Origin of the sequence: Streptomyces sp. CB02261 (genome assembly GCF_001905665.1) — a bacterium.
GTDB lineage: Bacteria > Actinomycetota > Actinomycetes > Streptomycetales > Streptomycetaceae > Streptomyces.
The window spans coordinates 443,785-463,284 of record NZ_LIVX01000001.1; the positions used below are offsets into that span (position 1 = coordinate 443,785).

Annotated in this window: 15 protein-coding genes; 9 read left to right on the forward strand and 6 right to left on the reverse strand. The window is 73.6% G+C overall.

What is annotated here, in order from left to right:
• Window positions 1–105: 105 nt before the first annotated feature.
• Window positions 106–1,026 (reverse strand): Gfo/Idh/MocA family protein, encoded by a 921-nt coding sequence (locus AMK29_RS01990; protein WP_073806851.1) that lies wholly within the window; start codon window positions 1,024–1,026, stop codon window positions 106–108.
• A 453-nt stretch (window positions 1,027–1,479) separates the two neighbouring features.
• Here AMK29_RS01990 and glnII point away from each other — a divergent pair, with 453 nt between their 5' ends.
• Both glnII and AMK29_RS02000 read left to right on the forward strand, forming a co-directional pair.
• On the forward strand, window positions 1,480–2,511 hold the full coding sequence (gene glnII / locus AMK29_RS01995) for a glutamine synthetase (RefSeq protein WP_073806852.1): 1,032 nt from the start codon (window positions 1,480–1,482) through the stop codon (window positions 2,509–2,511).
• Window positions 2,512–2,863: 352 nt separating this feature from the next.
• A complete protein-coding gene (locus AMK29_RS02000) occupies window positions 2,864–3,412 on the forward strand; it encodes a winged helix-turn-helix domain-containing protein (protein WP_073806853.1) in 549 nt (182 codons plus the stop codon).
• Here the strand turns inward: AMK29_RS02000 and AMK29_RS02005 are convergent, their stop codons facing one another.
• Window positions 3,413–4,855: a PepSY-associated TM helix domain-containing protein gene (locus AMK29_RS02005; protein ID WP_073806854.1), complete on the reverse strand. Its 1,443-nt coding sequence runs from the start codon at window positions 4,853–4,855 to the stop codon at window positions 3,413–3,415.
• Window positions 4,856–4,901: 46 nt separating this feature from the next.
• Window positions 4,902–5,597, reverse strand: a complete 696-nt coding sequence (locus tag AMK29_RS02010) for a hypothetical protein (protein ID WP_079196714.1) — start codon at window positions 5,595–5,597, stop codon at window positions 4,902–4,904.
• Between the two features lie 244 nt (window positions 5,598–5,841).
• Here AMK29_RS02010 and AMK29_RS02015 point away from each other — a divergent pair, with 244 nt between their 5' ends.
• From AMK29_RS02015 to AMK29_RS02035, 5 genes are all read left to right on the forward strand, one after another.
• On the forward strand, window positions 5,842–6,834 hold the full coding sequence (locus AMK29_RS02015; RefSeq protein WP_241845053.1) for an NAD-dependent epimerase/dehydratase family protein: 993 nt from the start codon (window positions 5,842–5,844) through the stop codon (window positions 6,832–6,834).
• Between the two features lie 235 nt (window positions 6,835–7,069).
• Complete coding sequence (locus AMK29_RS02020) at window positions 7,070–7,870, forward strand: tyrosine-protein phosphatase (protein WP_073806857.1); 801 nt, start codon at window positions 7,070–7,072, stop codon at window positions 7,868–7,870.
• A gap of 92 nt (window positions 7,871–7,962) precedes the next feature.
• Window positions 7,963–9,945 (forward strand): hypothetical protein, encoded by a 1,983-nt coding sequence (locus AMK29_RS02025; protein WP_073806858.1) that lies wholly within the window; start codon window positions 7,963–7,965, stop codon window positions 9,943–9,945.
• Window positions 9,946–10,143: 198 nt separating this feature from the next.
• The gene (locus tag AMK29_RS02030; protein ID WP_073806859.1) at window positions 10,144–11,028 is read left to right on the forward strand and encodes a metal-dependent hydrolase; all 885 of its coding nucleotides are present in this window, start codon (window positions 10,144–10,146) and stop codon (window positions 11,026–11,028) included.
• Window positions 11,028–12,089, forward strand: coding sequence for a PDR/VanB family oxidoreductase (locus AMK29_RS02035; protein ID WP_073806860.1), 1,062 nt, complete (start codon window positions 11,028–11,030; stop codon window positions 12,087–12,089). Before AMK29_RS02030 ends, AMK29_RS02035 begins: the two co-directional genes overlap by 1 nt.
• Before the next feature lie 3 nt (window positions 12,090–12,092).
• Here the strand turns inward: AMK29_RS02035 and AMK29_RS02040 are convergent, their stop codons facing one another.
• Complete coding sequence (locus AMK29_RS02040) at window positions 12,093–12,533, reverse strand: hypothetical protein (protein ID WP_073806861.1); 441 nt, start codon at window positions 12,531–12,533, stop codon at window positions 12,093–12,095.
• Window positions 12,534–12,570: 37 nt separating this feature from the next.
• On the opposite strand from AMK29_RS02040, the gene AMK29_RS02045 reads away from it, so the two are divergent.
• A complete protein-coding gene (locus AMK29_RS02045) occupies window positions 12,571–13,284 on the forward strand; it encodes a TetR/AcrR family transcriptional regulator (RefSeq protein ID WP_073806862.1) in 714 nt (237 codons plus the stop codon).
• On the opposite strand, the gene AMK29_RS02050 is transcribed toward AMK29_RS02045, so the two are convergent.
• Window positions 13,269–13,601 (reverse strand): 5-carboxymethyl-2-hydroxymuconate Delta-isomerase, encoded by a 333-nt coding sequence (locus AMK29_RS02050; protein WP_073806863.1) that lies wholly within the window; start codon window positions 13,599–13,601, stop codon window positions 13,269–13,271. The two genes, AMK29_RS02045 and AMK29_RS02050, sit on opposite strands and share 16 nt — an antisense overlap.
• 64 nt (window positions 13,602–13,665) lie before the next feature.
• Here AMK29_RS02050 and AMK29_RS02055 point away from each other — a divergent pair, with 64 nt between their 5' ends.
• Complete coding sequence (locus tag AMK29_RS02055) at window positions 13,666–14,187, forward strand: GNAT family N-acetyltransferase (protein ID WP_073808188.1); 522 nt, start codon at window positions 13,666–13,668, stop codon at window positions 14,185–14,187.
• Here the strand turns inward: AMK29_RS02055 and pulA are convergent.
• Window positions 14,174–19,465 (reverse strand): pullulanase-type alpha-1,6-glucosidase, encoded by a 5,292-nt coding sequence (gene pulA / locus AMK29_RS02060; protein ID WP_073806864.1) that lies wholly within the window; start codon window positions 19,463–19,465, stop codon window positions 14,174–14,176. The two genes, AMK29_RS02055 and pulA, sit on opposite strands and share 14 nt — an antisense overlap.
• Window positions 19,466–19,500: the final 35 nt, after the last annotated feature.

The following is a 19,500-nucleotide window of genomic DNA, read 5'->3' on the forward strand; positions in this document are numbered from 1 at the left end:
ACGGCCGGGGGACGCCCTCGTACCGGGCGTACCCGGGCGATCCCGATGACGCGGCGAGCGTGCGTGCCAGGCGTCGCGAGCCAGGCGGGACTCTCCGGCCACGGCCTAGATCCGTTCCTCCGCGCCCCGGGCCGCCTCCGTCTCCGCCTGCGTCAGGATCTCCGTGAGGCGGAGGCCGAAGCGGGCGTCGCAGGGGTGGGGCCGGCCCGTGCGGGCCGCCGTGACGAGCGCGTCCACGGCCGCGCCGAAGGCGTCCACCGCCCCGTCCCAGCGGGGCAGTTCGGCTCTGCCACCGGTGCCGTACAGCGTGAGGGCCGCCTCCGCCGCCTCCGGCGGGGCGCTGAGGGTGAGCGTGGCGGTGCTGCTCGCGCCCGAGGTGTGCCGCAGGACCAGGTGGTGGGTGTCGCCCTGGCCCGGCACGGCGGTGATCGCCGTGACGTCGCCGAGGACCGGCAGGTAGACGGAGAGGACGTGCGGGCCCACGTCCCACAGGCCGCCCTTCTCCCTCCGCCAGGGGGAGGCCGCGTACGCACTGGACGAACCGGTCCCGTACAGCGAGCCCAGCCAGTGCGCCTCGCCCAGGAACCAGCCGTCCTTCGCGGCCTGGTCCTCGATCCAGCGGGCCGTCGGCTCCGCGAACCGCAGCGTGCAGAAGACCACCGAGGCGACCCCCGCCGCCTCGACCGCGTCGGCCACCTCGCGCGCCCCCGCGACCGTCGTCGCGACCGGCTTGTCGAGGAGGACGTGACACCCGGCCTCCGCCGCCCGCACCGCCAGCGGGGCCTGCACGTCCGGCGGGAGCGCGAGGGCGACGGCGTCGCTGGCGGCGAAGAGGGCGTCCACGTCGTCGTACGCGCGCGTGCCGGACGCGGCGGCGAGCGCGGCCGCCGCCTCGGGGCGCCTGCCCCACACCCCGCTGAACTCGATCCCCGGATGCCGGGCCAGCGCGGGCGCGTGCGTGCGACCGGCCCAGGGGCCGGTGCCGAGGAGTCCGATACGGGGCTTCGCGCCCGGGTTCTTCGCCATGCCCCCAGTCTGCCGGGCGGCGGTGACAACCGGCTCCACGGCGGTGCCGGCCGCCGTCCCGGGCCCCCGCGCGCGCCCGCTTCCCGGCCCGCCGGGCTGCCGCCGGACGACACCGGACCCCGTATACGACGCGGGGAATCCACCGCGCCGGCCCACCCCGCGCGCGTCCCGGCTCCCGGATCGCGCGGATGCGGGCGGGCCTCGCGAGGTCGCCCGTTCGGTGTGCCGGTCGACCGGAGAGCCTGGTGCCGCGCGGAACGGGGGGCGCGCGCGGGTGCGCTCGCACAGCGGCCGCGGCATCCACAGGAAAGCTGAGTAACACGGGGTTCACATTCGGGCAACCGACGGGAAATCCCGTGTTGCGAAGCTGCGACCGGACACAGACACCGCAGCTTCTCGCAGCGCCGCGAGCCGTTGCGACTCCCGCAGCAGCACGCTCAAAGGATGAGGCCAGTGACCTTCAAGGCTGAGTACATCTGGATCGACGGCACCGAGCCGACCGCGAAGCTTCGTTCGAAGACGAAGATCATCACGGGTGGAGCGCTCGCGCTCGACGAGCTGCCGATCTGGGGCTTCGACGGTTCCAGCACGAACCAGGCCAAGGGCCACGCCTCCGACCGCGTTCTCAAGCCGGTCTTCTCCTGCCCGGACCCGATCCGCGGCGGCGACGACATCCTGGTGCTGTGCGAGGTCCTCAACACGGACATGACGCCGCACGAGTCCAACACCCGCGCCGCGCTGGCCGAGGTCGCCGCGAAGTACGCCGCTCAGGAGCCGATCTTCGGCATCGAGCAGGAGTACACCTTCTTCAAGGGCTCGCGCCCCCTGGGCTTCCCCGAGGCCGGCTTCCCGGCCGCGCAGGGCGGCTACTACTGCGGTGTCGGCGCCGACGAGATCTTCGGCCGTGACGTCGTCGAGGCGCACCTGGAGAACTGCCTCACGGCGGGCCTGGGCATCTCCGGCATCAACGCCGAGGTCATGCCCGGCCAGTGGGAGTTCCAGGTCGGCCCGCTGGCGCCGCTGGAGGTCTCCGACCAGCTGTGGATCGCCCGTTGGCTGCTCTACCGCACGGCCGAGGACTTCGACATCTCGGCGACGCTGGACCCGAAGCCGGTGAAGGGCGACTGGAACGGCGCGGGCGCGCACACCAACTTCTCCACGAAGGCGATGCGCGAGGGCTACGACGCGATCATCACCGCCGCCGAGTCCCTCGGCGAGGGCTCGAAGCCGCTCGACCACGTCAAGAACTACGGCGCCGGCATCGACGACCGCCTCACCGGCCTGCACGAGACCGCCCCGTGGGACCAGTACTCCTACGGCGTCTCGGACCGCGGCGCCTCGGTCCGCATCCCGTGGCAGGTCGAGCAGGACCAGAAGGGCTACATCGAGGACCGTCGCCCGAACGCGAACGTGGACCCGTACGTGGTGACCCGCCTCCTGGTGGACACCTGCTGCGAGGCCCTGGAGAAGGCCGGCCAGGTCTGATCCGCAGCTCTCCGGAAGGGGCGCCCACCGTTTCTCACGGTGGGCGCCCCTTCCGTCATGTGGGGAAAGCGACACGGGATTTGGCGCGCAAGGGCTGCTCAGCGCTATTCCCTTCTGGTTCAATAGGGATATGGCCTTCACACGGAACGACAGCGCGACAGGTCGCCATGACCTCGAGCCGTTCTGGCCTTCCCGGCAGCATCACGACTTCGACCGGGTGTGTTGCCGCGCGAGGAACGCGTCGGCCCTCTAACGCCCCGATCGGTACGGTCCGATCCAGCGGCCTTCGGCCGACGCGCACGACGTACGACTCCTGTCCGTCCGTTTCTCCGCGCGAAAGAGCTGACCTCTCATGGCCCACACCCAGACTGCTTCCCTCACCGCCGTCCGTCCCGGCCGCCACCGACTGCGCGCCGTCGATCCCGACGAATCCGTCGACTTCTCCCGGGTCGCGGACTTCCTGCCGCCCGGCGCGACCCTGCTGCCCGCTCCCCCGCACACCCTGCCGACGCTGCCGGGGCGTCCGCCGATGGTCGGCTACCTGGTGCTCCTGCCGGCCGATCAGCAGCCGCCGCTGCCCGTCGCCGCTCCCGCGCCCGTCGCCGACCCGGTGGAGGAGCAGGGGCCCGTGGCCATCGACGACGTGCGGCGGATCGCCGTCGTCGACGGGCGGGCGCTCGACCTGACGTACCTGGAGTTCGAGCTCCTCGCCCATCTCGTGGCGAACCCCCACCGGGTGCACACCCGCGACCAGCTGGTCACCACCGTGTGGGGGTACGGACACGTCGGCGACGGGCGTACGGTCGACGTGCACGTGGCCCGGCTGCGCCGCAAGCTGGGCGCCGAGCACCGCCACACGATCCAGACCGTGCGGCGGGTCGGCTACAAGTACACGCCCTGATCAGACGGTTCGCGACCTCGTCCGCGCCCGCGCCACCAGGGCCAGGACGAGGTCGGCCGCCAGGAACAGCAGCAGGCTGAGGCCGAGCAGCGGCACGAACCAGGCCACGACCGCCGCGCCCGCGGCGAGGGGCAGCAGCAGGGTCACCGGGACACGCCGCCACGTCCCGCGCGCCACGGGGCGGCCCGGGCGGCGCAGCCACCACATGCGGTAGCCCCAGAGGATGAGCAGGATCAGGGCGAGCGCCAGGACCGCGAGGGCCACCTGGTTGAACAGGCCCAGGAAGACGCCGGTGTGGGCGTCGATGCCTATCCGGGTGAGCTTCGCGAGCAGCGGGTGGTCGGCGAAGGCGAGCCGGTCGAGGACCGCGCCGTCGGCCGGATCGACGGCGACCGAGTCCAGCTGGAGCGGGAACTGCGTGTCGGTCTCCTTGACCACGTACCCCTTGCCCTCGGCGGGCAGGACCACCGAGATCCGCGGGCTGTCCACGCCGGCCGCGCGGGCCGCTTCGAGCGCCCGGTCGAGGCCGATGTCCGGGCCCTGGACGCCGGTGCCGCCCCCGGTGTGGGCCGCGCCGTGGCCCTCGTGCTCCGAGGAGCCGCCGGCCGCTCCGCCGACGGTCGCGGAGAGCGTGGGGGTGGCGCCGCCGAGTCCGTCCTGGACGGCGCCGATGTTCTCGCCCGCGTACCGCGACCAGGTCAGACCCGTCGCCGAGAGCAGGACGAGTCCCGTCACCGCCCACAGGCCGACCGACCCGTGCCAGGACAGGGTGCGGCGGCGGGAGGCCGGGCCGCCCTCGGGGACGAACAGGGCGCGGCGGCTCTTCCTGCGGCGGCCCAGCCAGAGCAGCAGGCCGCCGAGCGCGATGACCCACAGCCAGCTCGCGGCGAGTTCGCTGTAGTTGCGGCCGAGGTCGCCGAGGTGCAGGTCGCGGTGGAGGCCGTCGATCCAGGTGCGCAGCGGGAGTGCGCCCGAGCTGCCGTAGCTGGGCAGCTGACCGCGTACGTCCCCGGTGTACGGGTCCACGAAGACGGCCAGCGAGGTGCCTTCGGGGACGTCGGGGTCGGCCATCAGGACCCGGGTGGTCGCCCCGGGTTCGGCGCCGGGCCAGACGGCGGTGACGGTGCCGTTCGGGTTGACCTTGCGGGCGATGGTCACCTGCTGCGACAGCGGCAGGGTCGTCTCGCCGACGGGGACCTCCAGCTCGTGCGCGTACACCACCTTCTCGGCCTGGAAGGAGAGCGCGTAGAGCAGACCGCTGGCGGCGGCCACGAGGAGGAAGGGGGCGACGAGGACGCCCGCGTAGAAGTGGAGGCGGAGGACGAGGGGGCGCAGGGCGCTCCAGGTTCCGGCCTTCTGAGGGGTGGGGGCGGCCGTGTCGGGGGTGGTCTCCGACGGTGGCGCCTCGGACGTCTCCGGGCGGGCGGGATCGTCGATGGTCATGGCTGTCCTAGGACTCGGTGCAGACAGGGGGAAAGGACCCCCGGTGTCAGACGTGCGCTCCGAGGGCCGTGGCGTGGGACGGGGACGGCCGGGGCGGGCCGCGCCGGGAGAGGGCGTGCGCGAGGACGACGGTGTGCGGCCGGTGGGCGGCGCGCCGGGCCCCGCGGACCGGGAGGCGCGGGGCGTCGGGCACGCGGACGCGTGCGGACAGCAGGCGCAGCGGGGTGAAGGCGTACGCGAGGGCGGCGCGGGCCAGCGTGAAGAACGCGGCCTCGCCGTGGGCCAGCCAGAGCCCGCAGAGCAGCGCGGCGAGCAGGTGCCCGGCGAGCATCCCGGCGCCGGGCGCGAGGGCCGGGGCGAGGACGAGGTCGAGCGGGGACGGGTCGGGGAGGGGTGCGTCGGGGAGCGCCGCGGTGTGTCCGGCGGGGGCGGGCAGGGCGGGTGCGTGTCCGGCGGCCTGGGCCGTGGTCGCGCCCGGCGTCGTGGCCGCGCCGTGCGTCGCGTGCATGCCGGTCGAGCCGGTCGTGGTGGTGTGGTGCGGGTGGGTCGTCGGCCGGTGGCCCGTGTCCCCGACGTGGGATCCCGCCGCCGAGAAGAGCAGGTGCAGGCCGCCCTGGAGGGCGAACAGCGCGCCCGCGATCGTCGGCGCGCCCCTGCGGCGGCCCGCCGCGGCCCAGGCGGCCGCCGCCGTGCCGGCGAAGGCGGCGAGCAGGGCGAGGGCCGGAAGCTGGTGGGCAGACATGGACGAATGCCCCACGGCGGCCAAGGTCACGCACACCACCGCGAACAAGGCGGCTCGCAACGCGCGCAGAGGCGACCGGACATCCGTCATCGTCCGTCATGGTGTCATCCCGTCGCGCGGGGCACGAGACCCGCACCTGGTCCGATGGCGTTCTCCGCGCCGACGGTGGCGTTCCTCCCGTGGCGGAATCCTCCGGGAGCGGAAATTCCTGGCCGCGCGCCATGGCGCCGGAGAGGATCGGATCATGAAGCTACTGATGCTCGGGGGTACGGAGTTCGTCGGCCGCGCGATCGTCGACGCGGCGCTCGGACGCGGCTGGGAGGTGACCGTCTTCCACCGGGGCCGGCACGCGGCGCCGGCGGGGGTGACCTCGCTGCTCGGCGACCGCACCACCGGTCCCGACGGTCTCGCCGCGCTCGCCGAGGGTTCGTGGGACGTCGTCGTGGACACCTGGTCGGCCGCGCCCTCGGCGGTGCGGGACGCGGCACGGCTGCTCGCCGGGCGGGCCGGGCGGTACGCGTACGTGTCGAGCCGTTCCGTGTACGCGTGGCCGCCCGCCGCCGGACTGGCGGAGGACGGGCCGCTGGTGGAGGGTTCGCCGGACGCCGGGGACGTGCCGTACGCGGAGGCCAAGCGGGGCGGGGAGCTCGCCGTCACGGACGCGTTCGGCGCGGACCGGGCGCTGTTCGTCCGCGCGGGCCTGATCATCGGTCCGTACGAGAACGTGGGCCGGCTGCCCTGGTGGCTCGGCCGGATCGCTCGCGGCGGCCCGGTCCTGGCCCCGGGGCCCGCCGCCCTGCCGATCCAGTACATCGACGTCCGCGACCTGGCCGAGTGGACGCTCGACGCGGTGGCCGCCGGGCTCTCCGGTCCGTACAACCTCGTCTCGCCGCCCGGGCACACGACCATGGGCGAGCTGCTCGACGCGTGCGTGCGGGTCACGGGATCGGACGCCGAGCTCCGCTGGACCGCACCCGAGGCGCTGCTCGCGGCCGGGGCGGAGCCGTGGTCGGAGCTGCCGGTGTGGCTGCCGCCGGGCGAGATGTACGACGCGATGCACACCGCCGACGTGTCCCGGGCCCTCGCGGCCGGGCTGCGGTGCCGGCCCGCGGAGGAGACGGTCGCCGACACGTGGGCGTGGCTCGCGTCGCTCGGCGGAGTCGCGCCGCGTCGCCCGGACCGGCCGGAGGTGGGACTCTCCGCGGCACGCGAGGCGGAGCTCGTCGCGAAGCTGTAGGGGGCGTCCGGGGGGCGGGTGTTCCCGGGGCCGGGCGTCTCGCGGTAGGCGGGAGGCGCGGCAGGGTGCGGGCGGCTCGCGGGAGGCGCGGCGGGGTGCGGGCGGCTCGGGGGCTTTCCGGCAGGGTGACGAATCGCCCGGACCTGCCCGAAGCAGGGTGATCCCTTACGGTCGAGACGAACACGGTCGAGACGAACGCGCCGCCGAGGAGCGTACGAACCGGAGGAGTCGCCGCATGCCCGCCATCCCCGCCGCCTCCGTCGCCAACCTCCGCGACCTCGGCGGTCTGCCGCTCGGCGGCGGGCGGTCCGTCCGCCCCGGCCTGGTCCTGCGCTCCGCCCAGCTCGACCGGCTCGACCCGGACGAACCGGTCGTGGCCGGTCTCGGCATCCGTACGGTCGTCGACCTCCGTACGGAGACCGAGCGCGGCGAGCGGCCCGACCGGCTGCCCACCGGGGCGCGGCAGCTCGTCGCGGACGTCCTCGCCGACCACCTGGCCATCAGCGGGCTGCCGCCCGCCGCCCGGCTCAAGGAGCTGCTCACGGACCCGGCGCTCGCCGAGGAGTATCTCGGCGGGGGCCAGGTCCGGACGGCGTTCGCCCAGACCTACCGGACCTTCGTCTCCAGCGACTCGGGCCGTGCCTCGTACCGCGCGCTCCTCACCGAGCTGGGGGCTCCCGGCGCCGGGCCGCTGCTCTTCCACTGCACGGCGGGCAAGGACCGGACGGGCTGGGCGGCGACGGTCGTCCTGTGCCTGCTCGGCGCGGACGAGGAGACCGTGCGGAGCGAGTACCTGTCGGTCAACGCGGCGGTACGGCAGGCGTTCGCGCCCATGATCGAGGGTTTCACGGCCCAGGGCGGCGACCCCGACCTCGCGCTCGACCTGATCGGGGTCCTGCCGGAGTACCTGGAGGCGGCGCTGGACGAGGTGGCGGTCCGGCACGGGTCGATGGAGAAGTACGTACGGGAGGGTCTCGGCGTTCCGGACGAGGTGACGGCGGTGATCCGGGAGCGGCTGACGGCCGGCCGCGCCTGAACCGTGCCGGGCGGGGCGGGGCGGCCCGGAGTGCCGGGTGCCGGTGCCGGGTGCCGGGGTGACCATCGGAAGAATCGCTCGTTCTGCTGAACGTGAGCACCCAGGATCTCGTTCCCTCGCCCGTGGGCCCCGTCGACGTCGAGCAGGCCGAGGCGGCGCTCGTCGAGCGGTATCCGCGTCTCGTCCGCATCGCGTACCTCGTGCTGCCGCCGTCGCTCGGCCGGAACCGCCGGGTGCTGACCGCGCACGCGCTCGTCCAGCGGTCGCTGCCGCGCCGGCGGGTGGCGGGCCCGGCGGTACCGGAGCAGCGGCTCGCGGAGGACGCGGTCGATCCCGGTTACGCGTACGTACGGGGCGAGGTGTTGCGGCAGGCGCTCGTCGCCGGGCTGCCGTTGCGGCGGCTCGCGCTGCCGCGCCGGGCGCAGCTTCCGCCGCTGCTCCCGCACGTGTGGGGGCTGCGGTTGTTCCCCCGGGTGGGCGGCGCCGACGAACTCGCCCTGGACCAGCGGCTGGCCCGGCTCTCGGGCCCTGGCCGCGCGGCCTACGTCCTGCGGGGCCTGGAACGCCAGGGTGACCCGGAGGTGCTGCGGGTGCTCGCGTCGGTCGGTGTGGAGGACCCCTCGGCGGCGCTGGCGGAGGCGGACGCGCTGGAGGAGCTGGAGGAGCTGGAGTCCGGGGCGGGGAGCGGGGCGGGGGCCGAGCGACCCGGCGCCGCGCGGCGGCTGGGTGGGGTCGGTCTGCTCGAGTCCGACGAGTTCGATCCGTGTGCGTTGCAGGCGCGGCCCACCGATCTGCTGCGGCGACGGCAGCACGCCCGGGCCGCGGCGGTCGCCGTCGCCGCGCTCGTCGTGTGCGGGACGCTGCTCGGGCTGCCGGGGGACGGCTGGGGCAGAAACGGTGCGGCGGCGCCCTCGTACGCCCGTAACCCCGCGGCCGAGGCCGCGCTCGACCCCGGCGCGCTCAAGCGGGTCGCCCCGGCGGCCTGGCCGGGTTCGACGCGGCGAGACTTCTCCGTGTGGCCCGCGCGCGGCGGTCTGACCGGGGACAGCGCGCTGCTGCGGCGGGCGCTCGCCGTGTGGGCCAGGCCCGGCGCCTCCGTGCGGTCGTCGGCCACGCCCGGCACGCCGGTGGGCCCGCCGATGGGGCCCCCGCAACTGCTGTTCGCCGGTGTGGTGGACGGGGCCCGGGTGGTGCTCCTCCATGACGGGTTGCGGGCGGTGCGGTACGCGGAGCCGGTGGAGGGCACGGCGGGCGCGGCGCTCGACTTCGCGCGGACCGACGGGGCCGACTCGGCCGGCTCGGCCGCGCTCGTCCTGTCCCGCGCGGCCGGCAACGTCCGCTACCTGACCGCCCCCTGGGTGACGGGGACGGCGGTACGGGATCTCCTCAGGCCCGCGAAGGAGCCCTGGCCGCTGGCCCGGGACGCGCACGGGGCGACCGAGCCGTTCGCGAGTCCCGCGCTGGCGAAGGGCTGCACGCGCTGGAACGCCCTTGAGGTGCGGGACGGCTCGGACGTACGAGTCCTCTCCGACCTGGGCGAGTTGACCCCCGCCCGGCTCCTGTGGGGCCCGCCGGACGCGCCGGTCGACGCGACGGGGCAGGAGGCGCGGGAGGCGTGGGCCAGGACGGGGTGCCGGCTGACGGCGGTACGGGCGCACGGCGTGCGGTCGGTGAACGCCTGGCGGTTCGCGTCGCAGCCGCTCCCCGAGGGCGCCGGGCGGGGGACCTGGCTGTGCACCCGCGCGGAGACCTGGCGGGGCACGGGGAGCAGGGTCCTCGCCCAGTTCCTGGTCCCGTCGCCCACGGTCCCGGCCGCGCTCGCGGCCCGCTCCGAGGGCTCACCGGCCTGCGGCGTGCGCGATCCCCGGGTCCTGGCGGGCGTGCTGTGGCAGGCGCCGAGCGGCGGGTGGTACGTCCTGGCGGCGGGGAGTCCCGACTTCGCCGCCCTGGAGACCTCCGGCGGGGTGAAGGGCCGGTCCGAGGGGCCGGTGCTCGCGGTGAAGGCCGCGCCCGGGGCCCGCGCGGACCTCGACGGCACCCTCCGGGACGGGAGGCGCGTGGGCGCCTTGCGCTGATCGGTGCGGGGCCCGGCCAAGGACCCGCTCCGTCGCGCTCCTGCTCCCCCGCGCCGAACCCTCCCCCACACCGAGCCCTCCCCCACGCCGAGCCCTTCCCCACGGCGACCGTCTCCCGCTCCCCCGTCTCCGCCTTCACCCGCAGAAAGAGCCCGCAGACACCTGTTCCCCTCGCCTACCCCTCAGTACATTGACGACATGTCTAATACGCAGCCCGCACCGGTGGCGTCGGAGCACGTCGAGCTCAGAGCCCGCAAGGTCTCCTTCGACTGGGAGGCGACCCCGCTCCACTGGGTGCCCGGCGATCCCTTCACCACGCACACCATCAACGTGCTGCACCTGCTGCTCCCGGCCGGTGAACGCTGGTTCGTACACGTCTACAAGCAGGCGCTGCCGTACATCACCGACGACCGGCTGCGCACGGACGTCATCGGCTTCATCGGCCAGGAGGCCGTCCACTCCCAGGCCCATGACGACGTCCTCCCCCATCTCCGCGAGCAGGGCCTCGACCCCACCCCGTACACCGCCCAGGTCGACTGGTTCTTCGAGAAGCTCCTCGGGGACCGGACCCTGCCGCCGGGGCGGCCGCGCCGCTGGTGGCTGATGGAGCGGGTCGCGATGATCGCCGCCATCGAGCACTACACCGCGTTCCTCGGCGACTGGGTCCTCAACGCCGACGCGCTCGACCGGGTCGGCGCCGACCCGACGATGCTGGACCTGCTGCGCTGGCACGGCGCGGAGGAGGTCGAGCACCGCTCGGTCGCCTTCGAGCTGTTCATGCACCTCGACGGCGGTTACCGGCGCCGCGCCCGCACCTGGGCCCTCGCCTTCTCCGCCCTCGTCTTCCTCTGGCAGCGGGGCGTCCGCTTCTTCATGGAGAACGACCCGAGCCTCGTCGACGGCAAGGCCTCCTTCGCCCAGTTCGTCCGCAAGGGCCGGCAGGGCGTGCTGCCCTCCACGCCCGCCATGCTGCGCTCGATACCCCGCTATCTGAGCCGCTCCTACCACCCCTCCCAGGAGGGCGACACCGCGCAGGCGATGGCCTATCTGGCCTCCTCCCCCGGCACCAACGGAGGCCGCTGATGCCCCGGTTCACCACCGTCGCCCTCGCGGCGGGCGCCGCCCTGCTCGCCCGCCGCGCCGTCCGCCGCCGCATGTCCACCGCCCCCCTGTGGCCGATGCCCGCCCTCGACGAGCCCGTGTCCGGGTACGGCCGGGGCAGCACCGTCCCCCGCAAGGTCCTGGTGGCCGCGCGCACCACGCCCGCCGAGGGCGTCGTCGAACTGCGCCTGGAGGGGCGCGGGTTGCCCGCCTGGCAGCCGGGCGCCCATGTCGACCTCGTCCTGCCCTCCGGCCTCGTACGGCAGTACTCGCTCTGCGGCGATCCGGCCGACCCGACCGCGTACACCGTGGCGACCCGGCTGATCGAGGAGGAGCGGGGCGGCCGGGGCGGGTCGCGCGAGGTCCACGAGCAGCTGCACGCGGGCGCGGAGATCGAGATCCGGGGCCCCCGCAACCGTTTCCCGCTGGTCGAGGCCCCCGCGTACGTCTTCGTCGCCGGTGGCATCGGCATCACGCCCGTCCTGCCGATGCTGCGTGCCGTCGAGGCGGCCGGGGCGGACTGGCGGCTGGTGTACTGCGGGCGGAGCCGGGCCACCCTGCCGTATCTGGCGGAGGTCGAGGCGCTGGGCGGCGACCGGGTGACGGTCGTCGCGGAGGACGAGTCGGGCCGCCCCGACCTCGACTTCCTCGCGGACACCCCCGCCGAGGCCCTCGTGTACTGCTGCGGCCCCGACGGTCTGATGGACGCGGTGGCGGCCGCGATGCCGGAGGGACGTGCACCGCGTCTCGAACGCTTCTCGGCGGCGGCGACGACCGGCGGCACCGCCTTCGCGCTCGAACTGCGCCGCTCCGGGCGCACGGTCACCGTGGCGGCCGACCAGTCGGTCCTGGCGGCGGTGCGCGAGGAGGTCCCCGGCCTCATGTACTCCTGCCGGCAGGGGTTCTGCGGGACCTGCCGGCAGCGGGTCCTGGAGGGCGAGGTCGATCACCGGGACGAGCTGCTCACCGACGCCGAGCGGGAGGACTCGATGCTGATCTGCGTCTCGCGCTGCGCGGGAGAGCGGCTCGTACTCGACCTCTGACGGTCAGGGCAGGATCAGCCAGTCGAAGGCCAGCGCGGCGAGGAGGCCTCCCACGAGGAGCCAGGTGCCGAGCCGCGTACGGCCGTTGCGGGACAGCTCGATCACGATCCCGCACAGGATCATGGCGAGGCCGTACACCCCGACGACCAGGACCGACGTCCGGCTCGCGAGGCGGACGGCGAGCACCACGGCCATCGCCACGAGCAGGACGGAGGCGACGGCGACCCGCAGCCGGCGCGCCTGCTTGGGGGTGAGACCCGTCGAGGGGGCTTCGTCCTCGTCCACGCAGACCTCGACGGCGACCTCGCCGTCCTCTGCGGCTTCGTCTTCGCCGTCCTCTGCGGCTTCCTCTTCGGCTTCCTCCCCGGAGGTCTCGCCGGCCTCTGGGGCCTCCGGGGCCCCGGCGGTCTCGGCGGCCTTGGTGTCCTGGTCGGAAGCGCTCATGAGGCAGCAGCGTAACGGACCCCGTTAGGCTGTTCGTATGACGACCGGGGTGCGCCGCAGGATGGGCGTCGAGGAGCGCAAGCAGCAGTTGATCGGGGTCGCCCTCGAACTCTTCAGCCATCGCTCTCCCGACGAGGTGTCCATCGACGAGATCGCCGCGGCCGCCGGCATCTCGCGGCCGCTGGTCTACCACTACTTCCCCGGCAAGCAGAGCCTCTACGAGGCGGCGCTGCGGCGGGCGGCCGACGAGCTGGCGGCGCGGTTCGTGGAGCCGCCACAGGGACCCCTCGGGGCGCGGCTGCTACGGGTGATGGGCCGGTTCTTCGACTTCGTGGACGAGCACGGTCCGGGGTTCGCGGCGCTGATGCGGGGCGGGCCGGCGGTGGGTTCGTCCACGACGAACGCGATGATCGACGAGGTGCGGCAGGCCGCGTACGAGCAGATCGTGGCCCATCTGGAGGTCGAACAGCCGTCCGCCCGGCTCGAACTGGTCGTCCGTTCCTGGGTGTCGCTCGCCGAGTCGACGGCGCTGCTCTGGCTGGACGGGCGCAGGGTGCCGCGCGCGGAGCTGGAGTTGCAGCTGGTGCACGACTTCGCGGCGCTGGCGGCGGTGAGTGCCGCGTACGACGAGGAGATGGCGGAGACCCTGGTCCGGATCCTGGCGGACGAGCCGGCGGACGGCCCGTTCGGGGAGCTGGTGGCCCGGCTCTCCGCGTTCGTGCTCCAGGTGCCCGATCAGCGCTTGCGGTAGGACGGTTCGAGGTCACGGACCTCGACGGAGAGGCGTACGCCGTCGGTCGTCTTGAGGTGCGCGGGCAGCAGGTCGAGCACGCCTTCCGAGAGCCGGCCCTTGAGCTCGTCGGTGCGGCCGGGCAGCAGGGCGATCTCGACGTGCACGATGACGTCGTGGTCCGTGCCGTCGCCTGCGACGAGTTCCTCGACCTCGCGGAAGCGGGTCTTGCAGGCGTCGAGCGCCGTGTCGACCGTCTCCACGACGAACGGGTGCAGGGCCAGCGCGAAGCCGCGCCGGTCGAGGGGGGCGGAGTAGTCGACGGTGATCTGCGGCATGGGTCACTCCCGGCCAGAGGGATACGGCTGTCGGATGTCTGGCCACACCTTTACGGTGATCGCCATGACGGCACAAGTGACCTTTCGGCAGGCGGACACGGGCGACCTGGACCTGCTGGTGGGAATGTACGACGGGGCGGCGCGCTGGATGGCGCGGAACGGGATCGACCAGTGGAAGCCCGGCGGGAAGAGCGCGGAGCATTTCGGGGCGCGTGTCGCCGCCGGTGAGGTGTGGCTCGCGACGGACGGGGAGGGCCTGGCCGTCGGCGCGTACGAGCTCTGGTGGGAGGACGAGGAGGCGTGGGGCCCGCAGCCTCCGGTGGCCGGGTACGTCCACCGGCTGATGACGGTCCGGGGCGCGGCGCCCGCGGGGACCGGGCGGGCGTTGCTCTCGCACGCGGAGGGGCGGATCGCGGCCGGTGGGCGGGCGGTCGTCCGTCTGGACTGTCTGACGGGGAACCCGCGGCTCCGTACGTACTACGAGGCCGCGGGCTACCGTGCCGTCGGCGAGGAGCCGGGAAAGCTCGCCGCCGACGGCACGCGTTACGGGGTCACCCTGATGGAGCGGGTGATCACCCGGCCTTGAACACCGCCACCGTCCGCGCCGGGACCGTGAAGGTGCCCGAACCGGCCTCGTAGGAGGCGGACTTGACGACGGGGTCGGAGCCGGCCGCCTGGACCGGGTGGAGGCCGTAGCCCCTGCCCGCCAGGTCGGTGATCTTCTGCGTGGTGCCGCTCGGGGTCGCGTTGAGGACGACGACCAGGTCGCCGAGGCGCATGGTGATCACGCCGGGGGTCTCGTCGCGGCCGGAGAGCGGGAAGGACAGGGCGGACTGCACCTGTCCGGTGGTGGCGAGGGAGAACACCGGCTCGGTGGTACGGATCTTCTGGAGGTCGCGGTAGGCGGCGGAGGCGCCGTCGATCTCCGCGCAGCCGACCTTCAGCGACGGCTGGGTGAGCAGCGGCTTGCCGTATCCCCACTTGGCCTTGTTGTCGGGGGCGGGCGGGAGGCCGATGCCGAAGCCGTTGCCGTCGCGGCAGTCCCAGTGGATCGCGTTGAACCAGTCGCCGCTGTCGTACGAGTTGCGGTCGAGGGACTTGGAGCGGAGCAGGTCGGAGCCGGCCTGGGAGAGCGCGGGGCCCTGCGAGAGGGTCGCGGTCGCCATGGCGAGGACCTGCATCCTCGACCGGTCGGCCGGGGACGTGCCCGCCGGGAGCTTGAAGGCGAGCGCGTCGTAGAGGGTCTCGTTGTCGTGGGCGTCGGCGTAGGCCAGGGCGTCGCCGGGGGCGGCGGCGTATCCGGCGGGGGCGCCGTTGTAGTCGACCTCGGAGCCCTTGACCGTGCGGCCCGAGGTGTCGGTGAAGGTGTACGCGGCGAGGTTGCCGGTCAGGCCGACCTTGATCAGGTCCTGGTAGTGGAGGAGGCGGGCCTTCTGCTGCTCCGGGGTGCCGTTGGCGGTGGAGGTGTTGGGGTCGGTGTAGAGGCCCGAGGCGAAGCCCTGGACGCCGGGGTCCTCGTCGAAGGGGCCGCCGCCGCGGACGGCGTCGCGGGCCCGGTCGGAGAAGGTCGCGACGCCGGTGCCGGCCATGTTCTTCTGGGTGGCCTGGACGAAACGGGAGTCGTCGGCGATCTCGCCGAAGTTCCAGCCTTCGCCGTAGAGGACGATCGCCTTGCCGTCGACGCCGTCCTTCTCGACCGTCAGGGCGTCGAGGGCCTTGCGGACGGCGAGGATGTTCTCCTTGGGGTGGTGGCCCATGAGGTCGAAGCGGAAGCCGTCGACCTTGTAGTCGCGCGCCCAGGTGACGACGGAGTCGACGACGAGCTTGCCCATCATGGCGTTCTCGGGCGCGGTGTTGGCGCAGCAGGTGGAGGTGGCGACGGAGCCGTCTGCCTGGAGGCGCTGGTAGTAGCCGGGCACGATCCGGTCGAGGACGGACTTGTCGGACTGTCCCGCGGCGACGGTGTGGTTGTAGACGACGTCCATGACCGTGCGCAGGCCCTGGCCGTTGAGGGCCTGGACCATCTGCCGGAACTCGACCGTGCGGCGGGTGCCGTTCGGGTCGGTGGCGTAGGAGCCCTCGGGGACGGTGTAGTGCAGGGGGTCGTAGCCCCAGTTGTAGGCGTCCTTGGCCGCGGCGGCGGCAACGCAGGCCTGCTGCTCCTCGGAGTCGGGGGCGTAGACCTTCAGGTCGCAGGCGGGGGTGGTCTGCGCGGACTTCTTCTCGGGGATGGTGCCGATGTCGAAGGCCGGCAGGAGGTGGACGTAGGAGGTGCCGGAGTCGGCGAGGGCCTTGAGGTGCTTCGAGCCCTTGCTGGCCTTGTCGGTGAAGGCGAGGTAGGTGCCCTTGTGGTCGGCCTTCGCCGTCGGGTCGGCGATCGAGAAGTCGCGGACGTGCAGCTCCTGGATCTGGGCGTCACGCAGCGGTACGGCGGCCGGCTTCTTCAGCGAGGTCCAGCCCTTGGGCGCGAGCCGGGTGTCGGTGAGGTCGACGGCGAGGCTGCGGGCGGAGTCGGTGGTGAGGGCGGTGGAGTACGGGTCGGTGACCTTGTTGGTGACGATCTGCTGGACGGTGGGGGCCCAGACCTTCACGGCGTACCGGTAGGGCTTGCCCTTCCAGGACGTGGGGCCGGTGACGGACCAGACGCCGGAGGTGTCGTCGCGCCGCATGGGGACGGTCCTGCCGTCGAGTTCGAGGGCGACGGACTGGGCGGTGGGGGCCCAGACGGAGAGCGTGGTGCGGCCCGCGCGGAACGTCGGCCCCAGGTTCGCGCCGGTGGCCTTCTTCGCGTACAGGTCGTCGAGGACGCCGGCGGTCTGGACGCCGGTGGCGGCGAGCAGGGCGCCGTTGGCGGCGCGCTGGGTGGCGATGAGCTGGCCGCGCAGGGAGTCGCGGACGCGGTCGGCGTCGCGCGGGTCGACGGTGAAGGCCGGGTACTCCCGGAGGTGGGGGAACGCCGCCTTCTGGGCGTCGGTGAGCGCGGTCCGGTTCAGCCGGAGCCACTGGCCCTCGGTGTTCAGGGCGCCGTCGGTGACGGTGATCCCGCCGTACCTGGCGTACACCAGCTGCTGGCTGGTGGCGTCGGTGGCCTTGACCTTCCAGACGACGGTGTTCCGGTCGATCCACTGGGCCTCGGCCTTGCCGAGGTCGAGGTTCGGGGCTCCGCCGACGGTCGGGAGCAGGTACTTCTGCTGTCCGGAGAGCAGCCAGACCTCGTGGCCGTAGGTGGCGAGGTCGAGGGACTGGTCGGTGGGCAGGTCCTTCTCGTCGCCCTTGTGGAGGATGTACGAGAGGGAGCCGGCGCCCTCGGTGAGCGGCACCTCGTAGACGGCGCCGTAGGCGTCGACGCGGACCGGCATCAGCGGCTTGGACCAGTCGGTGGGCTGGGCCGCGCCGGTCCAGGTGTGGAGGCCCCAGCCGTCGTAGTTCCCGTCCGGGCGCTGGTAGTGGATGACGGCCTTGGTCTTGTCGGGGGTGGCGGGGGCCGGGTTGGTGTCGGACTGGCCGTCCTGGCCCTGCGTGATCCAGACCTCGCCGGTGCGGCCGAGGATGATGCTGCGCTGGGGACCGTCGGCGGCGCCGTCCTTCTCGACGGTGTACGTGACGGTGGAGGCGCCTTCGGGGACCTTGACCCAGGCGAAGGCGCCGTGGGCGTCGCGGCCGGTGAACGCGGCCTCCTGGCCCGCGGCCTTCAGGGTCCAGCCGGCGTAGTTCCCGTCCTCGCGCTTGTAGTGGACGATCGCGTGGGTGCGCTCGACGGCCACGGGCTTCTCGGGGGCGGGGGTCCGGCCCGCGGTGCTCGCGGCGGTGGCGCTCGCGGTGCGGCCCGTGCTGTCGACGACGACGGCCTTGTAGCGCAGGGCGGTGCCGGCGGGTGCGGTCACGTGCTGGGTGACCTTGTAGGGGGCGTGGTCGGCGGTGCCGAGGGTCTGCCAGCGGCCGTTGCCGGTCTGCGCGGCGAAGACGACGCGGTTGAGGCCGCCGCCGGTGACGTCGGCGGTGAGTTCCACGGTGCCGGTGGCTCCGGCGGCCGGGGCCTTCAGGGACACGGCGGGCTTCGCGGCGGGGGCCGCCAGGGGCGCCGCGGCCCTGAGGACGAGGGAGGAGAGGGCCGGGACGGTGACGGTGACCTTGCCGTCCTTCGCCGCGACGGCGCCCTGACCCCCGTACAGGAAGCGGAAGTCGGCGGAGTCGACGGGCACGGTCACGGTCTTCGCGGTGGTGGCGCTGTTGGAGGCCACCAGGTATTCGGTGCGCCTGGCCGCGTCCGTACGGGAGAAGGCGTAGACGGAGCCCTCGGCGTACCGTTCCTGCTGGACGCCGTCGCGGAGGGCCGGGTGCTCGCGGGTCAGCTTCGACAGGGCGGCGACGGACCGGTACACGGGGTGCGTGGTGTCGTACGCGTCGGTGGCGTGGGTGCGGTCGGTGCCGAGCTGGTCGTCGTCGAGGTAGTCGGCGGACTGCGCGGCGAAGAGGGGCTGGCGGGCGTCCTTGTCGCCGCCCGCGCCGGTGAAGCCCTGCTCGTCGCCGGAGTAGATCACCGGGTTGCCCCGGGAGAGGAACATCAGCTCGTTGGCGAGCCGGGCCCGCTGGACGAGTTCGGCGTCGGTCGCGTTCGGGTTGTCCTGCTTGAGGAAGGTGCCGATGCGGCCCATGTCGTGGTTGCCGAGGAAGGTGACCTGCTCGTAGGCGTTGGCCTTGTCGGTGGTGTACCGGTAGTCGTCGGCGAAGACCTTGGCGAGGCGGTCGGCTCCGGCGCCCTGGGAGGCGAAGGCGCGGGCGGCGTCCTGGAAGGGGAAGTCGAGGGTGGCGTCGAGCCGGCCCCGGGTGACGTAGGGGGAGGTGACGGTGGTGTCGGCGGAGTACACCTCGCCGAACATGAAGAAGTCCTCGCGGCCGCGCTTCTTGGCGTAGGCGTCGAGGGCGGTGGCCCACTGCGTCCAGAAGTCCAGGTCGACGTGTTTGACGGTGTCGATGCGGAAGCCGTCGATCTTGAAGTCGCGGACCCAGGTCTCGTAGATCCTCTTCATGCCCTCGACGACCTCGGGGCGCTCGGTCCACAGGTCGTCGAGGCCGACGAAGTCGCCGTACTCGGCGGACTCGCCGGCCCAGGTGGAGTCGCCCCGGTTGTGGTACATCGTGGGGTCGTTGAGCCAGGCCGGGACCTTGGTGTTCGCCTTCTCGACGGGGGTGTACGGGAAGGAGTCCGCGTCCACCTTCCCCATCCTCGTCCGGTCGTCGAAGGGACGGCCCGCGGTGTCGAGGTAGGGGTGGGCGCCCTTGGGGCGGTAGCCGTAGGTCTGCTCGGCGTAGTCGACGGTGTCGGCGGTGTGGTTGGTGATGACGTCGAAGAAGACCTTCATGCCCTTGGCGTGGGCGGCGGCGATCAGCTTCTCCAGGTCCTCGTTGGTCCCGAAGTGCGGGTCGACCTGGGTGAAGTCGGTGATCCAGTAGCCGTGGTAGCCGGCCGAGGCGTCCTTGCCGGTGCCCTGCACGGGCCGGTTCTTGAAGATCGGCGCCATCCAGATGGCGGTGGTGCCGAGGCCCTTGATGTAGTCGAGCCGCTGGGTCAGGCCCTTGAGGTCGCCGCCCTGGTAGAAGCCCTTGTCGGTGGGGTCGAAGCCGGTCTGGGTGCGGCTGCCGGTGAGGCCGCCCCGGTCGTTGGAGGTGTCGCCGTTGGCGAAGCGGTCGGGCAGGACGAAGTAGAACTGCTCGCGCGTGAGGTCCTGCCGGGCGGGCTCGGCGGCGAGGGCGCGGTCGGACGGCGGGGCGGGGGGCCGGGGCGCGGCGGCCGCGGGGACGCCGGGCACGAGGGCGGCGCACAGGGCGGCGGCGAGCGCGACCGCCGTTCTCTTGCGTGTCACGGGGGTGCTCCCTGGAGGTACGGGAAGAGGGGGCC

What these genes read in the sequence shown, in the direction of transcription:
- AMK29_RS02045 (WP_073806862.1), top strand. Translation starts at nt 12,571, where the DNA reads ATGACGACCGGGGTGCGCCGCAGGATGGGCGTCGAGGAGCGCAAGCAG.
- AMK29_RS02015 (WP_241845053.1), top strand. Translation starts at nt 5,842, where the DNA reads ATGAAGCTACTGATGCTCGGGGGTACGGAGTTCGTCGGCCGCGCGATC.
- AMK29_RS02055 (WP_073808188.1), top strand. Translation starts at nt 13,666, where the DNA reads ATGACGGCACAAGTGACCTTTCGGCAGGCGGACACGGGCGACCTGGAC.
- AMK29_RS02010 (WP_079196714.1), bottom strand. Translation starts at nt 5,597, where the DNA reads ATGTCTGCCCACCAGCTTCCGGCCCTCGCCCTGCTCGCCGCCTTCGCC.
- AMK29_RS02030 (WP_073806859.1), top strand. Translation starts at nt 10,144, where the DNA reads ATGTCTAATACGCAGCCCGCACCGGTGGCGTCGGAGCACGTCGAGCTC.
- AMK29_RS02020 (WP_073806857.1), top strand. Translation starts at nt 7,070, where the DNA reads ATGCCCGCCATCCCCGCCGCCTCCGTCGCCAACCTCCGCGACCTCGGC.
- AMK29_RS02050 (WP_073806863.1), bottom strand. Translation starts at nt 13,601, where the DNA reads ATGCCGCAGATCACCGTCGACTACTCCGCCCCCCTCGACCGGCGCGGC.
- AMK29_RS02040 (WP_073806861.1), bottom strand. Translation starts at nt 12,533, where the DNA reads ATGAGCGCTTCCGACCAGGACACCAAGGCCGCCGAGACCGCCGGGGCC.
- AMK29_RS01990 (WP_073806851.1), bottom strand. Translation starts at nt 1,026, where the DNA reads ATGGCGAAGAACCCGGGCGCGAAGCCCCGTATCGGACTCCTCGGCACC.
- AMK29_RS02000 (WP_073806853.1), top strand. Translation starts at nt 2,864, where the DNA reads ATGGCCCACACCCAGACTGCTTCCCTCACCGCCGTCCGTCCCGGCCGC.
- AMK29_RS02005 (WP_073806854.1), bottom strand. Translation starts at nt 4,855, where the DNA reads ATGACCATCGACGATCCCGCCCGCCCGGAGACGTCCGAGGCGCCACCG.
- AMK29_RS02035 (WP_073806860.1), top strand. Translation starts at nt 11,028, where the DNA reads ATGCCCCGGTTCACCACCGTCGCCCTCGCGGCGGGCGCCGCCCTGCTC.